The sequence below is a fragment of the Polaribacter sp. 11A2H genome (assembly GCF_011379025.1).
Lineage (GTDB): Bacteria > Bacteroidota > Bacteroidia > Flavobacteriales > Flavobacteriaceae > Polaribacter.
Genome location: NZ_WTLD01000001.1, coordinates 103,282 through 126,416, shown reverse-complemented (window position 1 = coordinate 126,416; position 23,135 = coordinate 103,282). Strand labels below are relative to the sequence as shown.

Sequence of the window (23,135 nt, the reverse complement as noted above, 5' to 3'; positions counted from 1 at the left end):
TACAATAGGTGTTTTTCTTTGTATTCTTAACCATTTCTTTGCCGTTAATTAATACACAAGGTTTTTGTACACCAATTTTATTTATTTTCTTTAACAGAAGTAAAAGTCTTATTTTACAAAGAACATAGCCTTATTTATAGCAATGTTCTTTGTAAAATACTATGCAAACTTTGCGGTTAATTAAATCTTAACCTCTACTCCACTTTCTAGTTCTAAAGCTTCTTTATTTTGCTGAAAAAGTCTGGCAGTATATGTACCTTCTAAATTAATTTGATTACCATATACAGAAAGCCAACTGCCTTCTCGCAAACCTAAAACCGCTGTTTTATTAAAAACATGAAACTCTTTTATACGGGTTTCTCTTGTTTCTCCCATGTGTGTAGAACCTTCTATAGGATCTAAATAATGTGCATTTATATTAAATGGAATACATCCTAAAGTTGTAAAACTAGGCGGATATACAATTGGCATATCATTGGTGTTTTTCATATCTACCCCACAAATATTACTTCCGGCACTTGTGCCTAAATATGGTGTACCATTATCTAACACCTGCTTTAAGGTTGATAATACATCATTTTTGTATAATTGATTAACCAACTCAAAAGTATTTCCTCCACCTGTAAAAATAGCCTCAGCATTCAGAATTGCTTCTTTAGCATTTTCAAATTCATGAATACCTTTTACATCAATATTAATAGTAGAAAAAGCATTTTTTGCTATTGTAGTATAATCATCATAACTAATTCCGCTGGGTCTTGCATACGGAATAAATAGTAATTGTTTTACTCCCTTAAAATGTGTTTTTAAAGTAGGTAATAAATATTCTAAATAGCTACTTCCATGCACTGTTGATGTACTTGCGATAATCATTTTTTTCATAATCCAAAAATAAGAATTTAACTATTCATTTTAACACAAGTTTACAATTCTCTTAATAGAATTTTAAGACACGTACTTCTTTACTTTGTATTAATGTCAAAAGCAATTACTTTTCTTGCCTTTTTTATAAGTTTTCTATCCTTAGAAGCTCAAGAAAAAAGAACGAACCTAACTGGTAAAACTGTCTTAGATAGTTTGGCTATTCCAGATGTTCATATCATTAACCAGAATACTAGTAGTGGTACGATTACCAATACCAATGGTTTTTTTGAAATACCTGTTCAAGTAGGTGATACTTTATTTTATTCTCATTTAAAATATATAGACAAGTATATTGTTATTACAGACAAAGTGATTTCGACTAAAAAGCTAAACATTCCGTTAGAAGAAAAAACAGTTGTTTTAAAAGAAATAGTATTAGAAAAACAACAAAGTATTTTTTACCAAGATCCAGAAATACTACCAAATAATGGTATTGTTATAAATGCAAAAACCTTAAATTTACCCTATGCAAATATCATAACAAAGGAAGATAAATCATTATTAAAATTTAGCTCTGGTGCTGCCATAAATTTAGCAAGTTTAATAAATCTTATAAACGGAAATGCAAAAAGGGAAAAGCAACTAAAGGAAATGGCTTTAGAAGACACGGAACTTAAAAAGGTAAGAGACTATTTTACGGATGACTTTTTTATCACAGACTTAAAAATTGAAAAAATCTATATCAATCAGTTTTTAAATGACTGTATTGATAAAAATATAATTCGAATTTTTAAGAGAGATAACAAATTAGATGTCATTAAACTATTAATGACAGAAAGCAAATTATTTCCTAAACGAATAGTTGAGGAAGAACTTTATTTAACAAACCAATAACCCTATTGAATGGAAAAAAAACTACTTACTATTTTTTTATTTGTTATAACACTCCCCTCTTTGTCTCAAAATAATGGGACGTTAATAACGAGTAGAATTTTAGATTCTCTTGGCATTGTAAAAAATGCAAATATTATCAATCTAAATACCAATCAAGGTACATTTTCTTCGGATGCTGGTCGTTTTCAAATCTATGTTTCAACAGGAGATACTTTAAGTATTTCATCTATACAACACATTACCCAAAAAATAAAGATTACCAAAAACATTACAGCAAACAAGGCACTAATTGTTATACTAAAACCCAATACCTATGTTTTAGATGAGTTTGAATTAAAAAGAAATAATTTAACTGGTAAATTGGCTTTAGATGTTAAAAACATACCTACTGAAGAAAAATATGCTTTATTAAAAAGTAATATGGATTTCTCTAATGTAGACTTCTCCTTGAAAGATCATAGAATTGATGCAAATGATAGGGCAAAATCTAAAGTAGTAAATACGGTTGCTAATTCTTATTCAGGACTTAATGCTGCAGGACTTATTGGAGGTCTTTTTTCTTCTAAAAAATTCGAAAAGTCACAATTATTAGATGCTAAGTTAGATCGTAAAAGAGCATTGGGAAACAAAATATTACTTGAACTTGGTGAAGATTTTTTCTTTGAAAAATTAAAAATACCTAAGGAAAAGTATTATCATTTTTTAGATTATTGTGATTATTTAGATCTCGATAAAATATATAACGAAAATAAAGTTTTAAAACTTATAGAAATATTTCAGAAAGAAAGTATCCCGTATTTAGAAATCATAAAAGAAGAATAAAACAGCTGTGCATGGAAAAAAATCTACTTCAATTTTTATTATTTTTTGTAACATGCACCTCTTTATCCCAAGAAAGTCAAACCTTAATTTCCGGTAAAGTTGTAGACTCTTTGGGCTTTGTTAAAAATGTAAATATCATCAACCTAAAAACAAATAAAGGTACTTTTTCTTCAGATGATGGAATGTTTGGAATCTATGCTACCGAAGGAGATTCTTTACAAATTTCGTCTGTGCAGCACATTACCAGAAAACTTAGAATAAGCAAAGAGGTTATCAATAATAAATTTATGACCATTATATTGGGAACAAATACGTTTGTTTTAGATGAATTTGAATTAAAAAAACATCATTTAATAGGACGATTAGGTGTCGATATAAAAGACGTACCCACAGATAGAAAAGATTCTTTGTTACAAAAGACCTTAAATTTTTCTAATGTCAATTTTAAACTAGTAGACACAAGAATTGATGCTAACATAAGAATGAAACCACCAATTGTTAACACAGTTGCAAATTCATTTGGTGGTGCCGGCGGCAGCGCTTCAATTACTTTTAAATTTAAAGATTTACTATTACGTAAAGAGTTGAATCGTAAAAAAGCTGTTCCAGATAAAATACTCATAGAACTTGGTGAACCATTTTTCTTTGAAGAATTAAAAATCCCAAAAGACAATTACTTTCATTTTCTAGACTACTGTAATCCTTTAGGTATAGAACGTCTTCACAAAGAAGGTAATGTTTTAGAACTCATCAAAATTTTTCAGAAAGAAAGTCTGCCCTATTTAAAAATCATAAAAAAAGAGTAAATTGGCAGAATAATTGTTTTAAAACCAGCATGAATACTAAAAAATCTATTTTACTTTTACTAATAATACCACTTCTCTCCTTCTCTACTCATAAGTACTATTTGAGCCTTACTCAAATTGAATATAGAAGTGAATTGCAAACTGTACAAATAACAATTAATGTTTTTATGGATGATATTGAATTCGCCATAAACAAAGATTACAACATTGATTTACAACTAACAACAAAGAAAGAATTAAAGGATAACGATGTTTATTTTATAAAATATTTAAACAAAAAACTACATTTAAAAGTTGATGGTACTCCTAAATCTTTTAATTACATAGGTAAAGAATATGATGGTGATTTGGTTTATTTTTATCTAGAAATTGAAGATATAAAAGAGCTTAACACTATAGAAATTATCAATAAAATATTAACAAATCACTTTCCAGAACAAGAAAATTTAATTAAATCTAAAGTTGGCAAAAAGCACAAGAGTATTCTGTTAAATGCTAAAAATGATAAAGGTTTGTTAAAATTTTAACTCTTTTTAACTTTTCCCCCTACTAATCCTTAATTTGTAGGCTAATTAAACTCAGGTACAAATGAAAAAAATCACATTGCTCTTATTGAGCATTTTTTTTATTGGGACAGCTACATTCTCCCAAGAAAAAATCACAAAACAAGGTCATACCAACCAGAACAAGTTTAAACAACTTAAAGATGAATTAGCCACCCCAAATAGTCAAAGAACGGCTTCTGGTGCTCCTGGCATAAACTACACGCAGCAAAAGGTAGATTATGTAATGAATATTGTTTTAGATGATAAAAATGAAAAAATAATAGGTAACGAGACTATTACGTATCATAATAACTCTAAAGATGAATTGGCGTATTTATGGGTTCAATTAGATCAAAATGTAAGAGCTAAAGATTCTAAGTCTCCAGATATTCAGCCTAATAAAATCTCAAAAAGCATTACTAAAAGTACATTTGAAAGTACGTATAATTCAGCTCCCTTTGATGGTGGTTTTAAAATTACCAGTGTAACAAATACTGATGGCAGCAAATTATTGCATACCATTAACCAAACAATGATGCGTATTAATTTAGCAAAACCTTTGGCTTCTGGAGAGACTTTTTCATTTAAAATAGATTGGTGGTATAACATCAATAATCACAGAACTCAAGGCGGTAGATCTGGTTTTGAACATTTTACAGAAAACGACAATAACAATTATGTAATTGCTCAATTTTATCCAAGATTGTGCGTGTATGATAATGTAGAAGGTTGGCAAAATGGTCAGTTTTGGGGAAGAAGTGAATTTGCTTTAGAATTTGGAGATTTTACTGTAAACATTACCACGCCTAAAGATCATATGTTAGGTGCAACAGGTGTTTTGCAAAACGAAAATGATGTTTTTACAAAAACAGAATTAGAAAGATACGCTAAAGCTAAAAAAACCTTTGACAAGCCTGTTGTAATTCGTACTCAAAAAGAAGCTACTAAAATAGAAAAAAGCAAATCTAAAGAAACAAAGACTTGGAAATTTGTTGCCAAAAACGTACGAGATTATGCTTTTGCTAGTTCTAGAAAATTTATTTGGGATGCAATGGCAGTAAATATTAACGGCAAAACAGTAATGGCACATTCTTTATATTCTAAAGAAGCAAACCCTTTGTATGGTGACCATTCTACAAAAGCAGTTGCACAAACTTTAAAAACATATTCTGAATACACATTCGATTATCCGTATCACAAAGCAATTTCTGTAGACGGACAAATGGGAATGGAATATCCACAAATTTGTTTCAACCCAGGAAGACCAGATTTAGCAGATGGCGGTTATTCTGATAGAGTAAAATACAGAATGGTAAAAGTAACCATACATGAAGTTGGACATAACTTTTTTCCGATGATTGTAAATTCTGATGAAAGACAATGGACTTGGATGGATGAAGGTTTAAATTCTTATATGGAAATGTTAGCAGAATTAGCATACGACAAAGATTTCCCTGTGGTAAGAGGATATCCGAAAAATATAGTAAAATATATGGCTGGAGATCAATCTAAAATTGCACCAATTATGTCTAAAGGAGACAATGTTTATGAATTTGGAAACAATGCCTACGGTAAACCTGCAACTGCTTTATGGATTTTAAGAGAAACCATAATGGGTCATGAATTATTTGATCATGCTTTTAAAACATATTCTCAAAGATGGATGTTTAAGCACCCAACACCTGCAGATTTCTTTAGAACTATGGAAGATGCTTCTGGAGTAGATTTAGACTGGTTTTGGAGAGGTTGGTTTTACACTACAGATGTTACCGATATTGGTATAAAAGAGGTGAAAAAATACTATACAAAAGCAAATGGAGAAAATGTAGATTTTATTGAAGACACTACTAAAGGACTAGGTTTTGGTGCTGATAAAAACAAAAAATCTAAATTTCATTATGAAATTACTTACAACAAACCAGGCGGATTAGTAATGCCTATTATTGTAGAATTTACTTATAAAGATGATACAACGGATAGAAAAGTATATCCAGCACAAATTTGGAGACTTAATGATCAAGAAATTACAAAGGTTTTTTCTTCAACTAAAGAGGTTACTAAAATTACTATAGATCCAGATTTAGAAACAGCAGATGTAGATACTAGCAACAATAGCTGGCCAAAAGAAACTAATAATAATTTCGATAAATTTAAAAGTAAAATAAAAGGTTAACAAAAACCCAATAATTAAAGCGATATAACAACATATCGCTTTTTTTTATAAAAATTTGTTAAAGTTTTAACTTTTTTTAACAGATTCCCAACTATATCCTTAGTTTAGCTCACTTTAAATTCAAATAACTCAAATGAAAAAATTTACTTTATTCGTATTTTCTTTCTTTTTTATTGCAGCAGGTACTTTTGCTCAAGAAAAAAAAGAAGAAAGTAAAACCCTACAAGGGCACACAGACCAAAACAAATTTAGACAACTAAAAGACGTTTTGGCAACACCTAATGATCAACATGCAGCTTCTGGAGCACCAGGAAGTCAATATACGCAACAAAAAGTTGATTATGTAATGGACATTCGTTTAGACGAAAGTGCTAACAAAATTCATGGAGACGAGACAATTACGTATCATAATAACTCTAAAGATCAATTAGAGTATTTATGGGTACAATTAGATCAAAACATGAGAGCAGATGATTCTAAAACTCCTTTAGCTAAATCTAACGCTGCAACTCCTTTTATAACTCCAGAAAATTTCCAAAAAGACTTTATGAAAGAAGGGAAAGGTTTTGGTTTTAATATTGAAAAAGTAGAAAGTGCAGGTAAACCTTTATCTCACTTTATCAACAGAACCATGATGCGTATTAATTTACCAAAACCATTAGCTTCTGGAGATACTTTTAAATTTAGTATCAAATGGAATTACAAAATTAACGACATTAATAAAGATGGTGGTCGTTCTGGTTTAGAAACTTTTCCTGACGGAAACAACAACTATACAATTGCACAATTTTTTCCAAGGTTAGCAGTATATAATAATGTAGAAGGATGGCAAAATATGCAGTTCTGGGGTCGTAGTGAATTTGCTTTAGAATTTGGTGACTATGAAGTTAACATAACAGTACCTGCAGATCATATTGTAGATGCGACAGGAGATTTACAAAACGAAAAAAATGTCTTAACGAAGACACAACGTAATCGTTGGGAACAAGCAAGAAAAACTTTTGATAACCCAGTAATGATTGTTACGCAAGCCGAAGCTGAAGCTGCAGAAAAAGGACGCGCTACCAATACAAAAACTTGGACATTTAAAGCTGAAAAAGTAAGAGATTTTGCTTTTGCTTCTTCTAGAAAATATATTTGGGATGCAATGGCTACCAACATAAATGGTAAAACAGTTATGGCCGTTTCTTTGTACCCTAAAGAAGGAAACCCTTTATGGGAAGAACATTCTACAAGAGCAGTTGCTCATACTTTAATTGAATACTCTAAACTAACATTCGATTATCCTTATTCTAAAGCAATTTCTGTACACTCAGAAAGACAAGGAATGGAATACCCTATGATTTGTTTCAACTTTGGTCGTCCGGAGGCAGATGGAACGTATTCTGACAGAACTAAAAAAGGTATGTTAGGCGTAATTATTCATGAAGTAGGACATAACTTTTTTCCGATGATTGTAAATTCGGATGAAAGACAATGGACTTGGATGGATGAAGGTTTAAACTCTTTTGTAGAAATATTAGCAGAATTTTCTTATGATTATGACTTATTTTCAAAAAACCCTGCTAAAGAAATTACAAGATATATGGGCGGAGACCAAAGCAACATCTCACCTATTATGTCTCAAGGAGATTACGTAAAACAATTTGGACCTAACGCATATACAAAACCTGCAGCGGCATTATACATATTACGTACAACTATAATGGGACCAGAATTATTTGATCATGCTTTTAGAACCTATTCGCAAAGATGGATGTTTAAACACCCAACACCTTCTGATTTCTTTAGAACAATGGAAGATGCTTCTGCAATGGATTTAGATTGGTTTTGGAGAGGTTGGTTTTACACTACAGATGTAACAGATATAGGTATTAAGGAAGTAAAACCTTTATACTTAACAGACAAACCAAACGAAAGAGTTGCCAAGTTAAAAGAACAATACAAGCAATATTTTGACGGTTTAGGAGACTTAGTCTACATTACAGACAAAAAAGAAGATGCCAATGCTAAAGCGATGGATGCATACGCAAAAGGAAAAGAAGTACCTTCTTATATGTATGCTGTAGAGTTTGAAAAACCAGGAGGATTAGTAATGCCAATTATAGTAGGCTTAACCTATGCAGATGGCACCACTGAAAAACAAACATTCCCTGCACAAATTTGGATGAAAAGTGATACTAGTGTTAAAAGAGTTTTTTCATCAACACAAGAAATAATAAGCATAACAATAGATCCAGATTTTGAAACGGCAGATGTAGATCCTTCTAACAATAACTGGCCTAAGAAAGAAACCAATGAGTTTGATAAATTTAAAAATAAAGTAAATCAATAATTTATTGTTTTATATTACTCTAAAAGCCTCACATTTGTGAGGCTTTTTTTTTGATCGTAATACAATTATAGTTACTCTTTAAACTCAAATATCTTAACTACATCTAAGAGTAAATATTTATAATTATTACACTTTACCTCTAAGAATAGGCTTCACCTAAACACGTTTTGGGTACTTAAAAACAACTAATTTTCAAACAATTTAAAAGTATTATTTCATCTAATTTTTAAGCTAGTTAAGCTATTTTTAGCATTAAATTAGGATTTATTCTAAGGCTATTTTAACTGAATTTTATAACTTAGTACTCTTATAAATAACAATACAAACTAAATATAAAGTTCTTATGAAAATTAATAATATATTAGAAGGTATCGGTAACACACCCGTTGTGCGATTGGCGAAATTATTCCCAAATGCAAATGTTTGGATGAAACTAGAAAAAGCAAATCCGGGTGGAAGTATTAAGGATAGAATTGCATTGGCAATGATTGAAGATGCTGAAAACAAAAACCTAATTAAAAAAGATACAGAAATTATAGAACCAACCTCTGGTAACACTGGTGTTGGATTGGCAATGGTTGCTGCTGTAAAAAACTTAAAACTTACCTTGGTAATGCCTGAGTCTATGTCTGTAGAAAGACGTGCTTTAATGAAAGCTTACGGAGCAAACCTTGTGCTTACTCCAAAGGAATTAGGTTTAGGAGGTACCATAGCTAAGGCTAAAGAAATGGTTGCTGAAAATAAAAATGCATGGATGCCTTCTCAATTTACAAACCCAGCAAACCCAAAAATACACCATGAAACAACTGCTCAAGAAGTGGTTAATGATTTTCCGGAAGGTTTAGATTATTTAATTACTGGTGTTGGAACTGGTGGACACATTACGGGTATGGCAGAAGTTTTAAAAGAAAAATTTCCAAAAATAAAAGTATTGGCAGTAGAACCTAGTGGGTCATCTATTATTTCTGGAGGAGAACCAGGACCTCATAAATTACAAGGAATTGGACCAGGATTCTTTCCTGAAACATTCAATAAAGACATAATTGATGGCGCTGTTAAAATAACCAATGAAGAAGCTTTTGAAGAAGTTAGAAACATTGCAAAAACAGAAGGAATTTTAGTAGGTATTTCTACAGGAGCCTCGTTAGCTGCCGTTAGAAAACAGTTAGCAACCTTAAAAGGTGAAGAGGTGATTTTAACCATGAATTATGATACCGGAGAACGTTATCTTTCTGTAGAAGGTCTTTTAACGGAATAATAAATTACAAAAAGTATAATCATAGAAAAAGCCTCACAATTTGTGAGGCTTCTTTTTTGTCAATCTTAATTGAATTCAAATTCTTAAACCAATTTTATTATATAGTTAAAACAATTGAAAACCTAAATATCTTCCTGAGCTTGTCTAAGGACATTCAGTAGCAAAAATAAGTTCAGTATGAAAAAGTTACATACTTTTAAGCAACACCCTTTTTATTTGAAGAATGAATCTACAAATTCGTGTTTATTAAACACTTGTAAATCATCTATAGCCTCTCCTACTCCAATATATTTTACAGGTATTTTAAATTGATCTGATATACCAATAACAACTCCTCCTTTTGCCGTACCATCTAATTTAGTAACCGCTAAAGAAGTAACTTCTGTTGCCAACGTAAATTGTTTTGCTTGTTCAAAAGCATTCTGACCAGTAGAACCATCTAAAACTAATAACACATCGTGAGGTGAATTGTCTACCACTTTTTGCATTACACGTTTTATCTTTGTCAACTCATTCATTAAGTTTATCTTATTGTGTAAACGACCTGCAGTATCAATAATTACAACATCTGCATCTTGATTAACAGCCGATTTTAAAGTATCAAAAGCTACAGAAGCAGGGTCTGATCCCATTTCTTGACGAACAATTGGTACACCTGTTCTGTCTGCCCAAACTTGTAATTGATCTATAGCTGCCGCTCTAAAAGTATCTGCAGCCCCTAAAACAACTTTTAATCCTTGTTTTTTAAATTGCGCTGCTAACTTACCAATAGTAGTAGTTTTACCAACTCCATTTACACCAACAACCATTAAGACATAAGGCATTTTATTACCATTTTTATCTCTAGGAATTTCCGGAATTACAAATTCGGTTTCGTTACCAACATTGGTTTCAGAAAGTAAACCTGCAATTTCTTCGCGCAGAATTCTATTTAACTCGTCTGTACCAACATACTTGTCTTTAGCAACTCTGTCTTCTATTCTATTAATAATTTTAAGGGTGGTATCTACACCAACATCAGAAGCAACTAAAATTTCTTCTAAATTATCTAAAACAGCATCATCTACTTTAGATTTACCAGCAACTGCTTTTGTTAATTTACCAAAGAAACTTTCTTTAGATTTTTCTAATCCCTTGTCTAAGGTTTCTTTTTTTTCTTTTGAAAATATTTTTTTAAAAAAACTCATCTTTATCTTATTATACTATAATAGCTATACGTTAAAAAACGTGCCATTAGTTGGGTTTGGTCAAATTGTCACTAAAAGTGCCTGCGTTAGCGATAGAAATGGCATCCTTTTCTTTTAAAAAGTAACTAAGTTACTTTTTAAATTTAATTATTAAAAGTACAAAATTTTCTTGACCATAAGAGTCTAAGAAAAGATATAATGTAAAGCGCGACCTTTTTAGGTAACGCCCAAAAATACGGAATTATAAGACGTAAAAAAACTACTTCCTAAATAAGAAAGTAGTTTTATATAATATATGTAGTAAATATTACTTTTTTGCTAAAAAAGCATCTACTTTTTCTGGTTCCATAATTGATTCTACAAAAGTGTAAGCACCAGATTTTGGAGATTTTACCATTTTGATAGCTTTACTTAATCTCTTTGAAGATGTTTGTAACGATGCTACTGTTTTTTTTGCCATTGTCTAAGTTTTTTAATCTATGTGCTCTATTCTGAGTTCTAGACAGTTTAATTATTTAATTTCTTTGTGAACAGTCATTTTCTTTAAGATAGGGTTGAATTTTTTAATTTCCATTCTATCCGGAGTGTTCTTTTTGTTCTTTGTTGTAATGTATCTAGAAGTACCTGCTTTACCAGAAGCTTTATGCTCTGTGCATTCTAAAATTACCTGAACTCTGTTTCCTTTTTTTGCCATCTGTATAAAATTTTAAATTGCTTAAGCTTATTTAGTTAAAAATCCGTTAGCTCTTGCGTCTTTTATAACTGAAGAAATTCCTTTCTTGTTAATATTTTTTAATGCAGAAGCAGATACTTTTAATGTTATCCATTTATCTTCTTCTGGGATATAAAAACGCTTGGTCATTAGATTAGCGTCAAACTTTCTCTTAGTTCTATTTAAAGCGTGAGATACATTGTTCCCAACCATTGCTTTTTTACCTGTTAATTCACAAACTCTAGACATCTTTTCGACAGTATTTATAGTGTTATCTCTAAACGAGGTGCAAATATACAGTTAATTCTAATTCTGAACAAAACTATTTTTACTATTTTTTACTTTTTTATTTATCTAATCATTTAAACTGATTAAAAATGGATGTTTTTTGCAGATTCTTTACGGCTAATTAGCATTGGAAACGAAACTCCTGCGGTTAGAGAAAAAATAATAAAAATAGCTTTTAAGCCATTATTTATAGTATGATTTAAAACAACTTGGTATGTTTCTGCATCTAACTCATACGTAAGTTTAAAAAAACCTAACATTGCCTCGTATGCAAATGCTCCCGGAATCATAGGGATAACTGCTGGAATAGATAATATTAAAGGAGGCACATGTTGTTTATGTGCTGCTGGTATACTTAAAAACCCAACAACAATAGCTCCTATTAATGAAGCTAACGTTATATGCACCCCAAAGTGAATTAGAATTAACTTACAAGTACCACCTATAGCAGCTAACACAGCTGCCGTAATTAATGCTTTTTTAGGCACATTAAATAATTTAGCAAAACCTACAGAAGCAACAGCTAACCAAACTGCCATTTCTAAAAAATGGAGAATTTTCATAGTTTAAAAATCATAAATTAACATGGCTACAAACATACCTAACGAAATAAATAATGCTATTAGCATGGCATGGGCACCTCTAACAATTCCGTTCATTGTATAACCATCCATTAAATCAGAAAATGAATTAATTAGTGGTACACCAGGGATTAGAAATAAAACAGAGGTGGCAAAAGCTAAATGATTGGTGCTATTATCATTAAAAAAAGTACTTCCACCAGCAATTAAACTTGCTGTTAATGCTGCAAAAGAAATACTTAAATAAATATTAAATTTTATTTTTGCCGTATAATGCCTTACAATAAAGCCAAAAAATGTAGCTATAAATGCAATAAGCATATCTAAATACATCCCTCCAAATAATCTACAAAATCCTGCACCTGCAAAACTCACAAAGATTAAAACATATATAAAAGAGTAACGAGGAATATTTTTTATTCTAATAACCTCATTTTGTAATTGCTTTAATAATAATTTACCTTCTACAACTTTCCAACTTAATTTACTTATTTCAGATACTAAAGTAAAATTAACACTATGCGGAGGCGTTTTTTTAAAACTATTATAAAGTTCGTCAGTGGTATTATTTCTTAGTAATAAAAATATGGTTTTATGAGTTATTAATGTTTCGCAACTATACCCTAAACCAGCACCCAAACGTTCTATTGTTATTCTAATTCTATGCGTGCTCGCTCCCGATTCCATTAACAAACTACCAACTTCTAAAAGACTATTAGAGGTTTCTATAATTTCTTTATCATTCATTTTATGTTATTTCCTTTCAAACATTAGAATACTTAAAAGAGATATTACACTAATTCTTTGTAAATTATTTCTAACGCTTTACTAACTGTTCTATTAATTACCTTTTCTCTTGGTTGCCCAAAATTAAATTCTTTTACAATTTCTTTATCATCAGAAATAACAGCAATGTAAACTATCCCTACACTTTTATCTGTATGATCTGTTGTTGGACCTGCATTACCTGTTACTGCAATTGCATAATTTGTTTGTAGTTTGCTTTTAACTCCTCTAGCCATTTCTAAAGCAACTTCCTTACTTACAACGCTATATTTTTTGATAGTTTCTACAGAAACACCTAATAAATTAATTTTAGTTTCTGCAGAATACGCAACAATACTACCTTTATAATAAGCAGACGAGCCTGCAACGGATACTAAATTTGCAGATATTTGACCTCCTGTTAAGCTTTCTGCCGTAGCAATTGTTTGCTTATTTCTTTTTAACAACGCTCCTATTCTTTTCTCTAATGAGCTATCATCATCTAAACCGGTAATAATTTCTGGTATTAGTTTATAAATTTCAGCTACTTTTTCATTTAACTCTGCCTCTAAAGTCTCTTTATGATCGCCTTTGGCGGATAAACGCAGTCTTACTTTACCAAAAGAAGGTAAATATGCCAACTTAATATAAGGTGGTAAATTGTTTTCGAATTCTTCAATTCTTTCTGCAATCATACTTTCCCCCTGCCCATACGTCATAATTGTTTTATGAATAATGAAAGGTAATTTAAACTGCTTTTGAATTTTAGGTAAAACTTGATCGGTTATTAAACCTTTCATTTCATAAGGAACTCCAGGGAGTGACACAAAGACAGTCTCGTTTTGATAAAACCACATTCCGGGTGCAGTACCAAAATTATTCATTAACAAAGTAGCCTTAGAAGGCAATTGCGCCTGATATCTTTGCACTTCATTAAAAGGATGATTCACTTTTATAAACATCTCTTTAATATGTGCTATTACTTCCGGATATTCAATTAACTCAGTATCTTTAAAAAACTTTGCAATTGTTTTTTTTGTGATATCATCTTTTGTTGGTCCTAAACCTCCAGTAATAATAACAATACTTGCTCTTTCTTGTGCTTCTTTTAAAGCGTTTAAAATATGCTGTTCATCATCTTGAATGGAAGTAATTTGATAAACTGAAACTCCTATTTTATTTAATTCCTGACCAATAAATTGTGAATTGGTATCTACAATCTGACCAATTAAAATTTCATCTCCTATTGTAATAATTTCTGCATTCATTATGAGCCTATTTCATTTATATTCTGATAATCTAAATTTTTATTCTTTAATCTTTTTCGAAAAAAAACGAAAAGGAAATATGAAATAATAACACTCAATAAGACTGATAAATTTCTATTTGATTCAAAATCTTGCTGAAGTTTAAAGTCTGTAAAAAAGCCATAAATAAGTAAATAAATAATTCGAATAGCAAGAGAAACAAAAAAACCTATACAAAAGTAAAGTGTCTTATTTTTTTCAAACCTTTTAGCCAAATACATAAAACAAATCCCAACAAATATGGAGGCTATTATTTGTATTGTAAAATTTATCAACCTACTTTACTCTTATATCAAAAGCTTCTCTTCCTTCAATAATTCCTTTTAAGTTATCGTTCTCTACAACTTTACCTACTCCTGCAGGTGTACCTGTATATATTATGTCTCCTTTTTTAAGGGTGAAGTATTGAGAAACATAAGCAATTAATTCATCTGTTTTCCACAACATTGCATTGGTGTTACCATCCTGAACAAGTTCGTCGTTCTTAAAAAGTTGAAAACTTAAGTTCTCTAAATCAAATTCTTCCTTCGGATAAAATTCTCCCACCACGGCACTTCCGTCAAAACCTTTTGCTTTTTCCCAAGGCAACCCTTTTTCTTTACATTTTGCCTGTATATCTCTTGCTGTAAAATCGATTCCTAAACCAATTTCATCGTAATATTTATGAGCAAATTTAGCGTCAATATGTTTACCAACTTTATTTATTTTTATCAAAACCTCTACTTCATAATGAACATCATTAGAAAAAGGTGGAATAAAAAACGGATTTTTTCTTGGTAAAATAGCAGAATCTGGTTTTAGAAAAACTACAGGGTTTTCTGGTCTTTCATTTGCTAACTCTTCTATATGTTTTGCGTAGTTGCGCCCAATACAAATTATTTTCATAAAAAAAGCCCATCTTAATCTTCCCGAAGGGAAGAAACACTATTGTGTTAATTTTATACTATTAAAATTGATTAACTTAAAATCATATTTAGGTTAACTGATTACTGTTGACTGAAAACTGCCAACTGTTTTATTCCCCTGCTTCCGGAAAAACAATAGCTCTATTTCCTGAAACAATTATTTGATGATTTAAGTGGTTTTTAACCGCTCTTGCCAACACTAATTTCTCTATATCTGCACCAATTCTTTTTAAGGTTGTTGGTGTACTTTCATGCGTTACCGGTTTTACATCTTGCTCAATAATTGGCCCTTCATCTAAATCTACTGTTGCATAATGTGCCGTTGCTCCAATTAATTTCACACCTCTTTCGTATGCTTTTTTATAAGGGTTTGCTCCTTGAAAAGCAGGTAAAAAAGAATGATGAATATTTATAATTCTCTCTGGATAATGATTGATAAAATCTGAAGATAAAATTTGCATATACCTTGCCATAATTACTAAATCTACTTCATTAGCATCTAACAATTGTACAACTTGATCTTCTTGATCTTTTTTGGTTTCTTTAGTAACAGGTAAATAATAAAAAGGCACATTAAACATGTCTGCTATATACCTTAATTTATCATGATTGCTAATAACCATTTTTACATTACAATCTAAACGCCCCTCTTTAGAACGCTCTAACAAATCATATAAATTATGACTAGTGTGCGAAACCATAATGGCTACATTTTGTTTTTTATCGCAATAGTTTACAGACCAATCAATATTTAATGGCGTTGCCAATTGTAAAAAATTATGCTCTAGAGTTTCTTTAGAAATATCCGTTCCCTCTGCATCTAAACGAACTCTCATAAAATAGGTGTTTTCAATAGCATTTACATACTGCTGAGAACTTAAAATATTGAATCCATTTTCATAAAAAAAAGTGGTAATTTTTGCTACCAATCCTTTTTGATCTGGACATTTAATTAAAAAAGAGACTACTTGTGGTTTCATAAAAACACCCCATCCTAACCTTCCCGAAGGGAAGGAACTACAAACTGGGTAATTTGGAGTTCTAATTATTTTTTCTTTTTTAGAGCAAGCTCCATTTTGTTACTAATGCTGAACACTGAGACTGTATACTGAAACTGCCTACTAATCTATGGTATCCATTTTTTAGGAAAGTTTGGTTTTCTCTTTTCAAGAAAAGCATCTCTTCCTTCTTTTGCTTCATCTGTCATATAAGCAAGTCTTGTTGCTTCTCCTGCAAAAACTTGCTGACCAACCATACCGTCATCTGTTAAATTCATTGCAAACTTTAGCATTTTTATAGAAGTCGGACTCTTTTCTAATATTTCTTGTGCCCATTCATACGCAGTAGATTCTAATTCTTTATGCGGAATAACAGCATTTACCATACCCATATCATACGCTTCTTGTGCAGAATAATTTCTACCTAAGAAAAAGATTTCACGAGCTCTTTTTTGCCCCACCATTTTAGCCAAATATGCAGAACCATAACCACCATCAAAAGAAGTTACATCTGCATCTGTTTGTTTAAAAATAGCATGTTCTTTAGAAGCTAAAGTTAAATCGCAAACTACATGTAAACTGTGTCCGCCACCAACTGCCCAACCTGGTACTACAGCAATTACTGCTTTTGGCATAAACCTAATTAAACGTTGTACTTCTAATATATTTAATCTGTGATATCCGTCTTCACCAACATACCCTTGGTGTCCACGTGCTTTTTGATCTCCTCCAGAACAGAATGAATACACACCGTCTTTTGTACTTGGCCCTTCCGCAGAAAGTAGCACAACTCCAATATTTACATCTTCGCCTGCATCGTAAAAAGCATCGTATAATTCTTTAGTAGTTTTAGGTCTAAAAGCATTTCTAACATTAGGCCTATTAAATGCTATTCTAGCAACTCCATTACATTTTTTATAGGTAATGTCTTCGTATTCTTTAACAGTTTTCCACTTGGGTTGTATCATAATTTTGTATTTTGGACGTTCTTTTAGAAGAACAAAAAAATTGGTTACAAAAATAAAGATTCAAATTTATGATAAAGAAATCGTTCACCCTAATATTTATGCTGATTTGCCTTAGCGGGTATGCACAAAAAATAATAAATAAAACAATTATCTCTGATTACACAGATGATAAAAGAGACATAAAAATATATTTACCAGAAGGTTACGATTCTGATGAGGACAAAAATTATCCGTTGGCAATTGTTTTAGATAGTGAGATTTTGTTTGATATGTATGTAGGGAATTCTATATTATTTGCTGCTAAAGACAAAGCACCAAAGCAAATTGTGGTTGGAATTGAAATGGCTAAAACCCGTAAAAAAGACACCTATTTTAATACTACAACTGGCGAATTAACGACAGATAATAAGAAATTTTATCAATTTATAAAAGATGAAGTTATTTTTGAAATAGAAAGCACCTACAAAACGTCTCCTTTTATTTCTATTATTGGTGAAGGTACTTCTGCAAACTTAGTTTCCTTTTTTTTAGGAGAAAGAGTTCCTCTTGTTAATTCTTACATCTGTATAAATCCTGTTTTTTCTGACTTTATAGGACAGCAATTGCAAAGTTATAATTTACCGAGATATGAAAAGGAAGACAATACTTTTTACCTATATATAAACAATTCTACTTCATTTTCTTTTGAAAAACAGACTAAGATAGGAGAATTACAAGGAGGTTTAAAATCTTTAGAGATAAAAAATCTTAATATTATAAACGACACCATTAACACGTCAAGTAGCATATCGGCCATTGGTGAAGCAATTCCTAGAGCACTAAATCAAGTTTTTCAAGTATATTCTGCCATCTCTAAAGAAGAGTTTGATAAAAACATAAAAGACTTATCACCTTCAGACGCTATTGCTTATTTAGAAAATAAATATCTAGAAATCGAATTTCTTTTTGGTAGTAGTTTAGGTATAAGAGAAGCTGATGTTTTTGCAATCGAGAAAATAATTATGGAAAAAGAAAATGGAGATCAGTTACTTCCTTTTGGTAAAATGATTTTAAAACTATATCCTTCGTCACCGCTAGGTGATTACTATATTGGTAAGTTTTACGAAAGCGGAAAACAAATTAGTAAAGCAATTATACAGTATAAAATTGGTTACGGAAAAATGAATCCTGCAGACCCAAATGCAGATAAATTTTATGAAAACATTTTAAGATTGGGTGGAAGGTAAAAGTATGCAGTATGCAGTATGCAGTATGCAGTATGCAGTATGCAGTATGCAGTATGCAGTATGCAGTATGCAGTATGCAGTATGCAGTATGCAGTATGCAAAATTAAAAATTCTATATTCGTTAAAAAAATAACAAATAAATTTTATAAAAACAACTTTATTGCCTACTGCTAACTGACGACTGAATACTTATGTTACACCAACTCTATTCTATCTTCTTTAATAACAATTAGTTTTTGTCTGTATAAATTTCCTACAGCTTTTTTAAATGCTTTTTTACTCATTTTCATGTGAAAACGAATAGAATCTGGAGAACTTTTATCTGTTAATAATAAAAAACCTTCTCTACTTTCTTTTAGTTTTGTCAATACTTTCTCTACATCAGAGTCAATAACATTTCTAAAACCCTGTGGTCTTAGAGAAACATCAATTTTTCCATCTTCGCGAATTTGTTTTACATAACCAACAACTTCCATATTTTCTTCTAATTCCTGAAAAACTTCACTTCTAAAAAGTAAACCATCAAACTCTTCATTAATTAAAACCGTGTATCCTAAATTGGTTTCTGTTTCAATTACTAAGCTAACTTTATCTCCCTCTTTCAAGTACATATCTACCTCTTCCGAGTTGTTTTCGTCACCTTGTAAGTTCTCTTCTTCGTCGTATAAATCTTCTTGTAAACTCATTATTGTATGTATTTAAAATATTCTTTTAAAATTAAATTATTTTCTTCACTTGGCGTAAAGATTTCTAATATTTTTGGTTTTTCTGATGTTTCATAAAAACCAGCTAATTGTTCTTTTACTGTTATTGTAGCATCTGCTTTTAAATAATCGAAATTATACATTTTACACAAATGCTCTGCAGTTAAGTTATGCGGAGTTTCAAAATATTTAGCAGCATTGGTTGTTCCTGGTCCTGGAATAATTTTAAATATTCCGCCACCAGAATTATTTATTAATACAATTCTAAAGTTCTTTGGTATGTTAGCATTCCATAAGGCATTACTATCATAGAAAAAGCTAATATCTCCGGTTATAAAAACAGTCTGATTTTTTTTTGCAAAAGCGGCTCCAATTGCTGTAGAAGTACTGCCATCAATTCCACTTGTTCCTCTATTACAAAACACTGTATTTGTTTTATCAATAGAAAATAATTGTGCATATCTAATAATAGAACTGTTACTTATTTGCAACTGACTATTTGCAGGGACACTTTCTACAACCTGTTCAAAAACTTTAAAATCGGAATGCGTTGCTTTTGATAAATATGCGCTATGTTTTACCCGTTTTTCATCACGAATTTGCAACCACTTCTGCTGGTAATTACTTTTTTTAGAGATAACGAACCTATTAAAGTTACTAAAAAAGTCTACAGGTTTTATCTTTATAAATTCTGACAAACAAAAAAACGTGTCCATTTTTTTAAATTCATCAATATTCCAATGCTGTTTTGGTGAATATTTTCTTAAAAATTGTTTTATTTTTTTAGAAACAATCATACCTCCAAAAGTAATTAACACTTCTGGTTGTAAATCTTCAAACTGAGCTTCATCTAAAGAAAAAATGAGCTGATCTATAGAATCTATGCCTTTTTCTTGATGTAAATTAGATGTTGTTTCAGTTAAAATTAAAACAGAGGCATCATCTGCGTACAAATCCATTAATTTGTGTAAATCTGCATCAGGATAATTTACACCAACCAAAATCATTTTTTTAGTGGATGCATTCCAAATAGATGCTAACTTTTTATAATCTACAGATTGTTTCGATACACTCGCAATAACATTGGGCAATTTAAAACTCTTTAACTCTGCAACAGTTTCATACAAAGGTTCATCAAAAGGGACATTTATATGTACTGGTCCTTTTTGAGAAACCGAAATCTGTAAAGCTTCCGAAATAAGTTTTAAGTTCTTATTTTTAAGTTTTAGGCTCTCTACTGCACTCGAGTTTATATCCTCTAAATTAGCTGAAAACAAAATATGTTTATCAAACACATTTTCTTGACGAATAGTTTGTCCGTCTCCAATATCAATTAAATGTTTTGGTCTGTCTGCAGAAATTACCACCAACGGAATATTGCTATAAAAAGCTTCTGCAATTGCCGGATAATAATTTAACAAAGCAGAACCAGAGGTACAAATAATGGCAACTGGTTTTTGAGTTTGCTGTGCAATACCTAATGCAAAAAAAGCAGCACAACGCTCATCTACCACACTTAATGCTACTATTTCTGGATGATTAGAAAAACCAACCGTTAAAGGCGCATTTCTAGATCCTGGAGAAATAACAACCGTATCAATATTAAATTGACAACAAGCTGAAATTACAATTTGTGCGAGTTCTTTTTTAGGGTACATTTAAATAAGTTACAAAGAGGCAAAGTTACAAAGTCCAAAAGTTATTAAAGACAAAAAAGTCAGAAAGTAAAATATTTTTCTACTTTCTGACCTTATTATATAAAAACCAACTGTGTTGGTTAGTTTCCTTTTTGGTAATCTGCTAAAAACTGAGCCAAACCACTATCTGTTAAAGGATGTTTTAACAAACCTTCAATAGCACTTAAAGGCCCTGTCATAACATCAGATCCTAATTTTGCACAATTAACAATATGCATTGTATTTCTTACAGAAGCTGCTAAAATTTGAGTTTCAAATTTATAGTTATCAAAAACAAGTCTCATTTCAGAAATTAAGTTCATTCCGTCTGTAGAAATATCGTCTAAACGACCTAAAAATGGCGAAACATACGTTGCTCCTGCTTTAGCAGCCAATAAAGCCTGACCAACAGAAAACACCAATGTTACGTTTGTTTTAATTCCTTTAGAAGAAAAATATTTACACGCTTTTACACCGTCTTTTATCATTGGTAATTTTACCACAATTTGAGGGTTTAAAGCAGCCAAAGCCTCACCTTCTTTTACCATTCCGTCAAAATCTGTAGCAATTACTTCTGCAGAAACATCACCATCTACCAACTCACAAATTGCTTTATAATGGTTAATAATGTTTACTTCTCCTGTAATACCTTCTTTAGCCATTAATGATGGGTTTGTAGTAACTCCGTCTAAAATACCTAAAGCTTGCGCTTCTTTAATTTGCTCTAAATTTGCAGTGTCAATAAAAAATTTCATTTGTATATATTTAGTATATTAATAATTAATATCTCGAGTGCAGTCGAAAGGTTTGGGCGTTCCCTAAAAAGGTCGGGCTTTACACTATATCTTTTTTATAAAAATAAAAAAGGATGCCGTTTTAATCCCTAACGCAAAGATAGTTAGTTCATAACAATTCATAGAAGTTAAATAAAGATATTTTCAGACCTCTCAGGTTTAAAAAACCTGTGAGGTCTTGATCCAAAACTACAATTTATAATGGTTCATCAAAATTTTCTCATACATTCTATCTGGTAAAATACGTTTTAAAACAATTGAGAATTTCTCCATAAACCCACCTACTTTATAGTGAATTCTCGGATTTTCTGTCTCTATAATCTTATGTACAGCCTTAGCCATTTCTATAGGATCCATTCCACCACTTACGTGTGCATCCATCAAATTTAAATTCATCTGATAATTCTCTTTATAAGCAGAATTATCAAAAACTGGGGTATGATATCTTCCTGCAGCAATATTGGTTGCAAAATCTCCAGGTGCAACACACGTTACATTAATTCCGAAGGGTTTTACTTCCATACTTGTTGCTTCCGTTATGGTTTCTAAAGCTCCTTTTGTGGCAGAATACAAACCTCTAAAAGGCAATCCCATATAACCAGCAATAGAAGTTACATTAATAATAGTACCCGACTTTTGTTTGCGCATTTGCGGTAAAACAGCCTTCATTACATCTACCGCACCAAATAAGTTCGTGTTAAAAACAGCTCGCATTTCATCTGTTGGCGTATCTTCTATTGGACCCGTAATTCCCATTCCTGCATTGTTTATCAAAACATCTAACCGGCCTTCTTTTTTAATAATAAAGTCGATTGCAGTAGTAATGGTATCCACCTTTAAAACATCCAAAGCAATTAATTCAAAAGAAAAATCGGCAATATTTTTAGGGTTTCTACTTGTTCCATATACTTTATATCCTTTTTCAGATAAAAAAATAGCAATAGATTTTCCTATTCCAGAAGAAGCTCCGGTAATTAATACAACTTTAGACATTGGTTTTTAAATAATTGAAAGGTTAAAAAAATTGAAACAAGTTATTTTTAAATATCTTACATATTTCAATCTATAAATATGTATTTGGCAAATATCATAAAACTAAATGAAGGAAACTAAAAAGGAAAAATTAATAACGTCTATAAAAAAGAAAAATTCTGAAAAAATTCAGAATTAAATAGAGATAAAAAAAATGGCAAGCTACCTACATCACACCGCTACAACCTAATACCTTTGCTGCGTTCCCGCCCTGGAGGATTCAAAGGGAGCTAGTTGTGTAGGACTTGCCGAGGCAAATTTACAATCTATTTTTATATTGACAAGAAAAAAAGTG

Annotated in this window: 23 protein-coding genes and 1 other RNA gene; 8 read left to right on the top strand and 16 right to left on the bottom strand. The window is 30.9% G+C overall.

The window, feature by feature from the left end:
- Positions 1–180 precede the first annotated feature (180 nt).
- Positions 181–882 (bottom strand): dipeptidase PepE, encoded by a 702-nt coding sequence (gene pepE / locus GQS58_RS00565; protein ID WP_166381823.1) that lies wholly within the window; start codon positions 880–882, stop codon positions 181–183.
- A 93-nt stretch (positions 883–975) separates the two neighbouring features.
- Here pepE and GQS58_RS00560 point away from each other — a divergent pair, with 93 nt between their 5' ends.
- From GQS58_RS00560 to cysK, 7 genes are all read left to right on the top strand, one after another.
- A complete protein-coding gene (locus GQS58_RS00560) occupies positions 976–1,758 on the top strand; it encodes a carboxypeptidase-like regulatory domain-containing protein (RefSeq protein ID WP_166381821.1) in 783 nt (260 codons plus the stop codon).
- 9 nt (positions 1,759–1,767) lie between these two features.
- Positions 1,768–2,580: a hypothetical protein gene (locus GQS58_RS00555; RefSeq protein WP_166381819.1), complete on the top strand. Its 813-nt coding sequence runs from the start codon at positions 1,768–1,770 to the stop codon at positions 2,578–2,580.
- 11 nt (positions 2,581–2,591) lie between these two features.
- A complete protein-coding gene (locus tag GQS58_RS00550; protein ID WP_166381817.1) occupies positions 2,592–3,386 on the top strand; it encodes a hypothetical protein in 795 nt (264 codons plus the stop codon).
- Between the two features lie 29 nt (positions 3,387–3,415).
- Positions 3,416–3,913 (top strand): DUF6702 family protein, encoded by a 498-nt coding sequence (locus GQS58_RS00545; protein WP_240914538.1) that lies wholly within the window; start codon positions 3,416–3,418, stop codon positions 3,911–3,913.
- A 61-nt stretch (positions 3,914–3,974) separates the two neighbouring features.
- The gene (locus tag GQS58_RS00540) at positions 3,975–6,104 is read left to right on the top strand and encodes a M1 family metallopeptidase (RefSeq protein WP_166381815.1); all 2,130 of its coding nucleotides are present in this window, start codon (positions 3,975–3,977) and stop codon (positions 6,102–6,104) included.
- Positions 6,105–6,237: 133 nt separating this feature from the next.
- Positions 6,238–8,439 (top strand): M1 family metallopeptidase, encoded by a 2,202-nt coding sequence (locus tag GQS58_RS00535; protein ID WP_166381814.1) that lies wholly within the window; start codon positions 6,238–6,240, stop codon positions 8,437–8,439.
- Between the two features lie 343 nt (positions 8,440–8,782).
- The gene (gene cysK, locus GQS58_RS00530; RefSeq protein ID WP_166381812.1) at positions 8,783–9,697 is read left to right on the top strand and encodes a cysteine synthase A; all 915 of its coding nucleotides are present in this window, start codon (positions 8,783–8,785) and stop codon (positions 9,695–9,697) included.
- Positions 9,698–9,909: 212 nt separating this feature from the next.
- On the opposite strand, the gene ftsY is transcribed toward cysK, so the two are convergent.
- From ftsY to GQS58_RS00480, 10 genes are all read right to left on the bottom strand, one after another.
- A complete protein-coding gene (ftsY, locus tag GQS58_RS00525) occupies positions 9,910–10,884 on the bottom strand; it encodes a signal recognition particle-docking protein FtsY (RefSeq protein WP_166381810.1) in 975 nt (324 codons plus the stop codon).
- 307 nt (positions 10,885–11,191) lie between these two features.
- Positions 11,192–11,344: a DUF4295 domain-containing protein gene (locus tag GQS58_RS00520; RefSeq protein ID WP_105020018.1), complete on the bottom strand. Its 153-nt coding sequence runs from the start codon at positions 11,342–11,344 to the stop codon at positions 11,192–11,194.
- Between the two features lie 51 nt (positions 11,345–11,395).
- Positions 11,396–11,578: a 50S ribosomal protein L33 gene (rpmG, locus tag GQS58_RS00515; RefSeq protein WP_068449915.1), complete on the bottom strand. Its 183-nt coding sequence runs from the start codon at positions 11,576–11,578 to the stop codon at positions 11,396–11,398.
- A 27-nt stretch (positions 11,579–11,605) separates the two neighbouring features.
- A complete protein-coding gene (gene rpmB / locus GQS58_RS00510) occupies positions 11,606–11,845 on the bottom strand; it encodes a 50S ribosomal protein L28 (protein WP_158838598.1) in 240 nt (79 codons plus the stop codon).
- Between the two features lie 122 nt (positions 11,846–11,967).
- Positions 11,968–12,447 carry a threonine/serine exporter family protein gene (locus GQS58_RS00505; RefSeq protein WP_166381808.1) on the bottom strand — a complete coding sequence of 160 codons (480 nt, stop codon included), beginning with the start codon at positions 12,445–12,447 and terminating at the stop codon, positions 11,968–11,970.
- A gap of 3 nt (positions 12,448–12,450) precedes the next feature.
- Positions 12,451–13,212 carry a threonine/serine exporter ThrE family protein gene (locus GQS58_RS00500; protein WP_166381806.1) on the bottom strand — a complete coding sequence of 254 codons (762 nt, stop codon included), beginning with the start codon at positions 13,210–13,212 and terminating at the stop codon, positions 12,451–12,453.
- Between the two features lie 44 nt (positions 13,213–13,256).
- Positions 13,257–14,498 carry a competence/damage-inducible protein A gene (locus GQS58_RS00495; protein WP_166381804.1) on the bottom strand — a complete coding sequence of 414 codons (1,242 nt, stop codon included), beginning with the start codon at positions 14,496–14,498 and terminating at the stop codon, positions 13,257–13,259.
- Between the two features lie 315 nt (positions 14,499–14,813).
- On the bottom strand, positions 14,814–15,422 hold the full coding sequence (locus GQS58_RS00490) for a fumarylacetoacetate hydrolase family protein (RefSeq protein ID WP_166381802.1): 609 nt from the start codon (positions 15,420–15,422) through the stop codon (positions 14,814–14,816).
- A 130-nt stretch (positions 15,423–15,552) separates the two neighbouring features.
- On the bottom strand, positions 15,553–16,422 hold the full coding sequence (gene purU / locus GQS58_RS00485; protein WP_166381800.1) for a formyltetrahydrofolate deformylase: 870 nt from the start codon (positions 16,420–16,422) through the stop codon (positions 15,553–15,555).
- Between the two features lie 146 nt (positions 16,423–16,568).
- Complete coding sequence (locus GQS58_RS00480) at positions 16,569–17,408, bottom strand: 1,4-dihydroxy-2-naphthoyl-CoA synthase (protein WP_166381798.1); 840 nt, start codon at positions 17,406–17,408, stop codon at positions 16,569–16,571.
- A gap of 98 nt (positions 17,409–17,506) precedes the next feature.
- Between GQS58_RS00480 and GQS58_RS00475 the strand changes: the two genes are divergently transcribed.
- On the top strand, positions 17,507–18,634 hold the full coding sequence (locus GQS58_RS00475; protein WP_240914537.1) for an alpha/beta hydrolase-fold protein: 1,128 nt from the start codon (positions 17,507–17,509) through the stop codon (positions 18,632–18,634).
- A 194-nt stretch (positions 18,635–18,828) separates the two neighbouring features.
- On the opposite strand, the gene GQS58_RS00470 is transcribed toward GQS58_RS00475, so the two are convergent.
- The 5 genes from GQS58_RS00470 to ffs all read right to left on the bottom strand — a co-directional run bounded on the left by GQS58_RS00470 (position 18,829) and on the right by ffs (position 23,091).
- Positions 18,829–19,320 carry a DNA-binding protein gene (locus GQS58_RS00470; protein ID WP_240914536.1) on the bottom strand — a complete coding sequence of 164 codons (492 nt, stop codon included), beginning with the start codon at positions 19,318–19,320 and terminating at the stop codon, positions 18,829–18,831.
- Positions 19,320–20,996, bottom strand: coding sequence for a 2-succinyl-5-enolpyruvyl-6-hydroxy-3-cyclohexene-1-carboxylic-acid synthase (gene menD / locus GQS58_RS00465; protein WP_166381794.1), 1,677 nt, complete (start codon positions 20,994–20,996; stop codon positions 19,320–19,322). Before menD ends, GQS58_RS00470 begins: the two co-directional genes overlap by 1 nt.
- Positions 20,997–21,115: 119 nt before the next feature.
- Positions 21,116–21,769, bottom strand: coding sequence for a fructose-6-phosphate aldolase (gene fsa, locus GQS58_RS00460; RefSeq protein ID WP_166381792.1), 654 nt, complete (start codon positions 21,767–21,769; stop codon positions 21,116–21,118).
- 228 nt (positions 21,770–21,997) lie between these two features.
- Positions 21,998–22,801 carry an SDR family oxidoreductase gene (locus GQS58_RS00455; RefSeq protein WP_166381790.1) on the bottom strand — a complete coding sequence of 268 codons (804 nt, stop codon included), beginning with the start codon at positions 22,799–22,801 and terminating at the stop codon, positions 21,998–22,000.
- A gap of 191 nt (positions 22,802–22,992) precedes the next feature.
- Positions 22,993–23,091, bottom strand: an RNA gene (ffs, locus tag GQS58_RS00450) — signal recognition particle sRNA small type.
- Positions 23,092–23,135 lie beyond the last annotated feature (44 nt).

Excerpts from the sequence above, each read along its gene's own strand:
- GQS58_RS00455 (WP_166381790.1), bottom strand. The coding sequence starts at position 22,801 with ATGTCTAAAGTTGTATTAATTACCGGAGCTTCTTCTGGAATAGGAAAA.
- purU (WP_166381800.1), bottom strand. The coding sequence starts at position 16,422 with ATGAAACCACAAGTAGTCTCTTTTTTAATTAAATGTCCAGATCAAAAA.
- GQS58_RS00560 (WP_166381821.1), top strand. The coding sequence starts at position 976 with ATGTCAAAAGCAATTACTTTTCTTGCCTTTTTTATAAGTTTTCTATCC.
- rpmG (WP_068449915.1), bottom strand. The coding sequence starts at position 11,578 with ATGGCAAAAAAAGGAAACAGAGTTCAGGTAATTTTAGAATGCACAGAG.
- GQS58_RS00520 (WP_105020018.1), bottom strand. The coding sequence starts at position 11,344 with ATGGCAAAAAAAACAGTAGCATCGTTACAAACATCTTCAAAGAGATTA.
- fsa (WP_166381792.1), bottom strand. The coding sequence starts at position 21,769 with ATGAAATTTTTTATTGACACTGCAAATTTAGAGCAAATTAAAGAAGCG.
- GQS58_RS00550 (WP_166381817.1), top strand. The coding sequence starts at position 2,592 with ATGGAAAAAAATCTACTTCAATTTTTATTATTTTTTGTAACATGCACC.
- GQS58_RS00500 (WP_166381806.1), bottom strand. The coding sequence starts at position 13,212 with ATGAATGATAAAGAAATTATAGAAACCTCTAATAGTCTTTTAGAAGTT.
- GQS58_RS00470 (WP_240914536.1), bottom strand. The coding sequence starts at position 19,320 with ATGAGTTTACAAGAAGATTTATACGACGAAGAAGAGAACTTACAAGGT.
- GQS58_RS00540 (WP_166381815.1), top strand. The coding sequence starts at position 3,975 with ATGAAAAAAATCACATTGCTCTTATTGAGCATTTTTTTTATTGGGACA.
- GQS58_RS00475 (WP_240914537.1), top strand. The coding sequence starts at position 17,507 with ATGCTGATTTGCCTTAGCGGGTATGCACAAAAAATAATAAATAAAACA.
- GQS58_RS00480 (WP_166381798.1), bottom strand. The coding sequence starts at position 17,408 with ATGATACAACCCAAGTGGAAAACTGTTAAAGAATACGAAGACATTACC.
- GQS58_RS00505 (WP_166381808.1), bottom strand. The coding sequence starts at position 12,447 with ATGAAAATTCTCCATTTTTTAGAAATGGCAGTTTGGTTAGCTGTTGCT.
- GQS58_RS00545 (WP_240914538.1), top strand. The coding sequence starts at position 3,416 with ATGAATACTAAAAAATCTATTTTACTTTTACTAATAATACCACTTCTC.
- GQS58_RS00555 (WP_166381819.1), top strand. The coding sequence starts at position 1,768 with ATGGAAAAAAAACTACTTACTATTTTTTTATTTGTTATAACACTCCCC.
- cysK (WP_166381812.1), top strand. The coding sequence starts at position 8,783 with ATGAAAATTAATAATATATTAGAAGGTATCGGTAACACACCCGTTGTG.
- GQS58_RS00535 (WP_166381814.1), top strand. The coding sequence starts at position 6,238 with ATGAAAAAATTTACTTTATTCGTATTTTCTTTCTTTTTTATTGCAGCA.
- rpmB (WP_158838598.1), bottom strand. The coding sequence starts at position 11,845 with ATGTCTAGAGTTTGTGAATTAACAGGTAAAAAAGCAATGGTTGGGAAC.
- pepE (WP_166381823.1), bottom strand. The coding sequence starts at position 882 with ATGAAAAAAATGATTATCGCAAGTACATCAACAGTGCATGGAAGTAGC.
- ftsY (WP_166381810.1), bottom strand. The coding sequence starts at position 10,884 with ATGAGTTTTTTTAAAAAAATATTTTCAAAAGAAAAAAAAGAAACCTTA.
- menD (WP_166381794.1), bottom strand. The coding sequence starts at position 20,996 with ATGTACCCTAAAAAAGAACTCGCACAAATTGTAATTTCAGCTTGTTGT.
- GQS58_RS00490 (WP_166381802.1), bottom strand. The coding sequence starts at position 15,422 with ATGAAAATAATTTGTATTGGGCGCAACTACGCAAAACATATAGAAGAG.
- GQS58_RS00495 (WP_166381804.1), bottom strand. The coding sequence starts at position 14,498 with ATGAATGCAGAAATTATTACAATAGGAGATGAAATTTTAATTGGTCAG.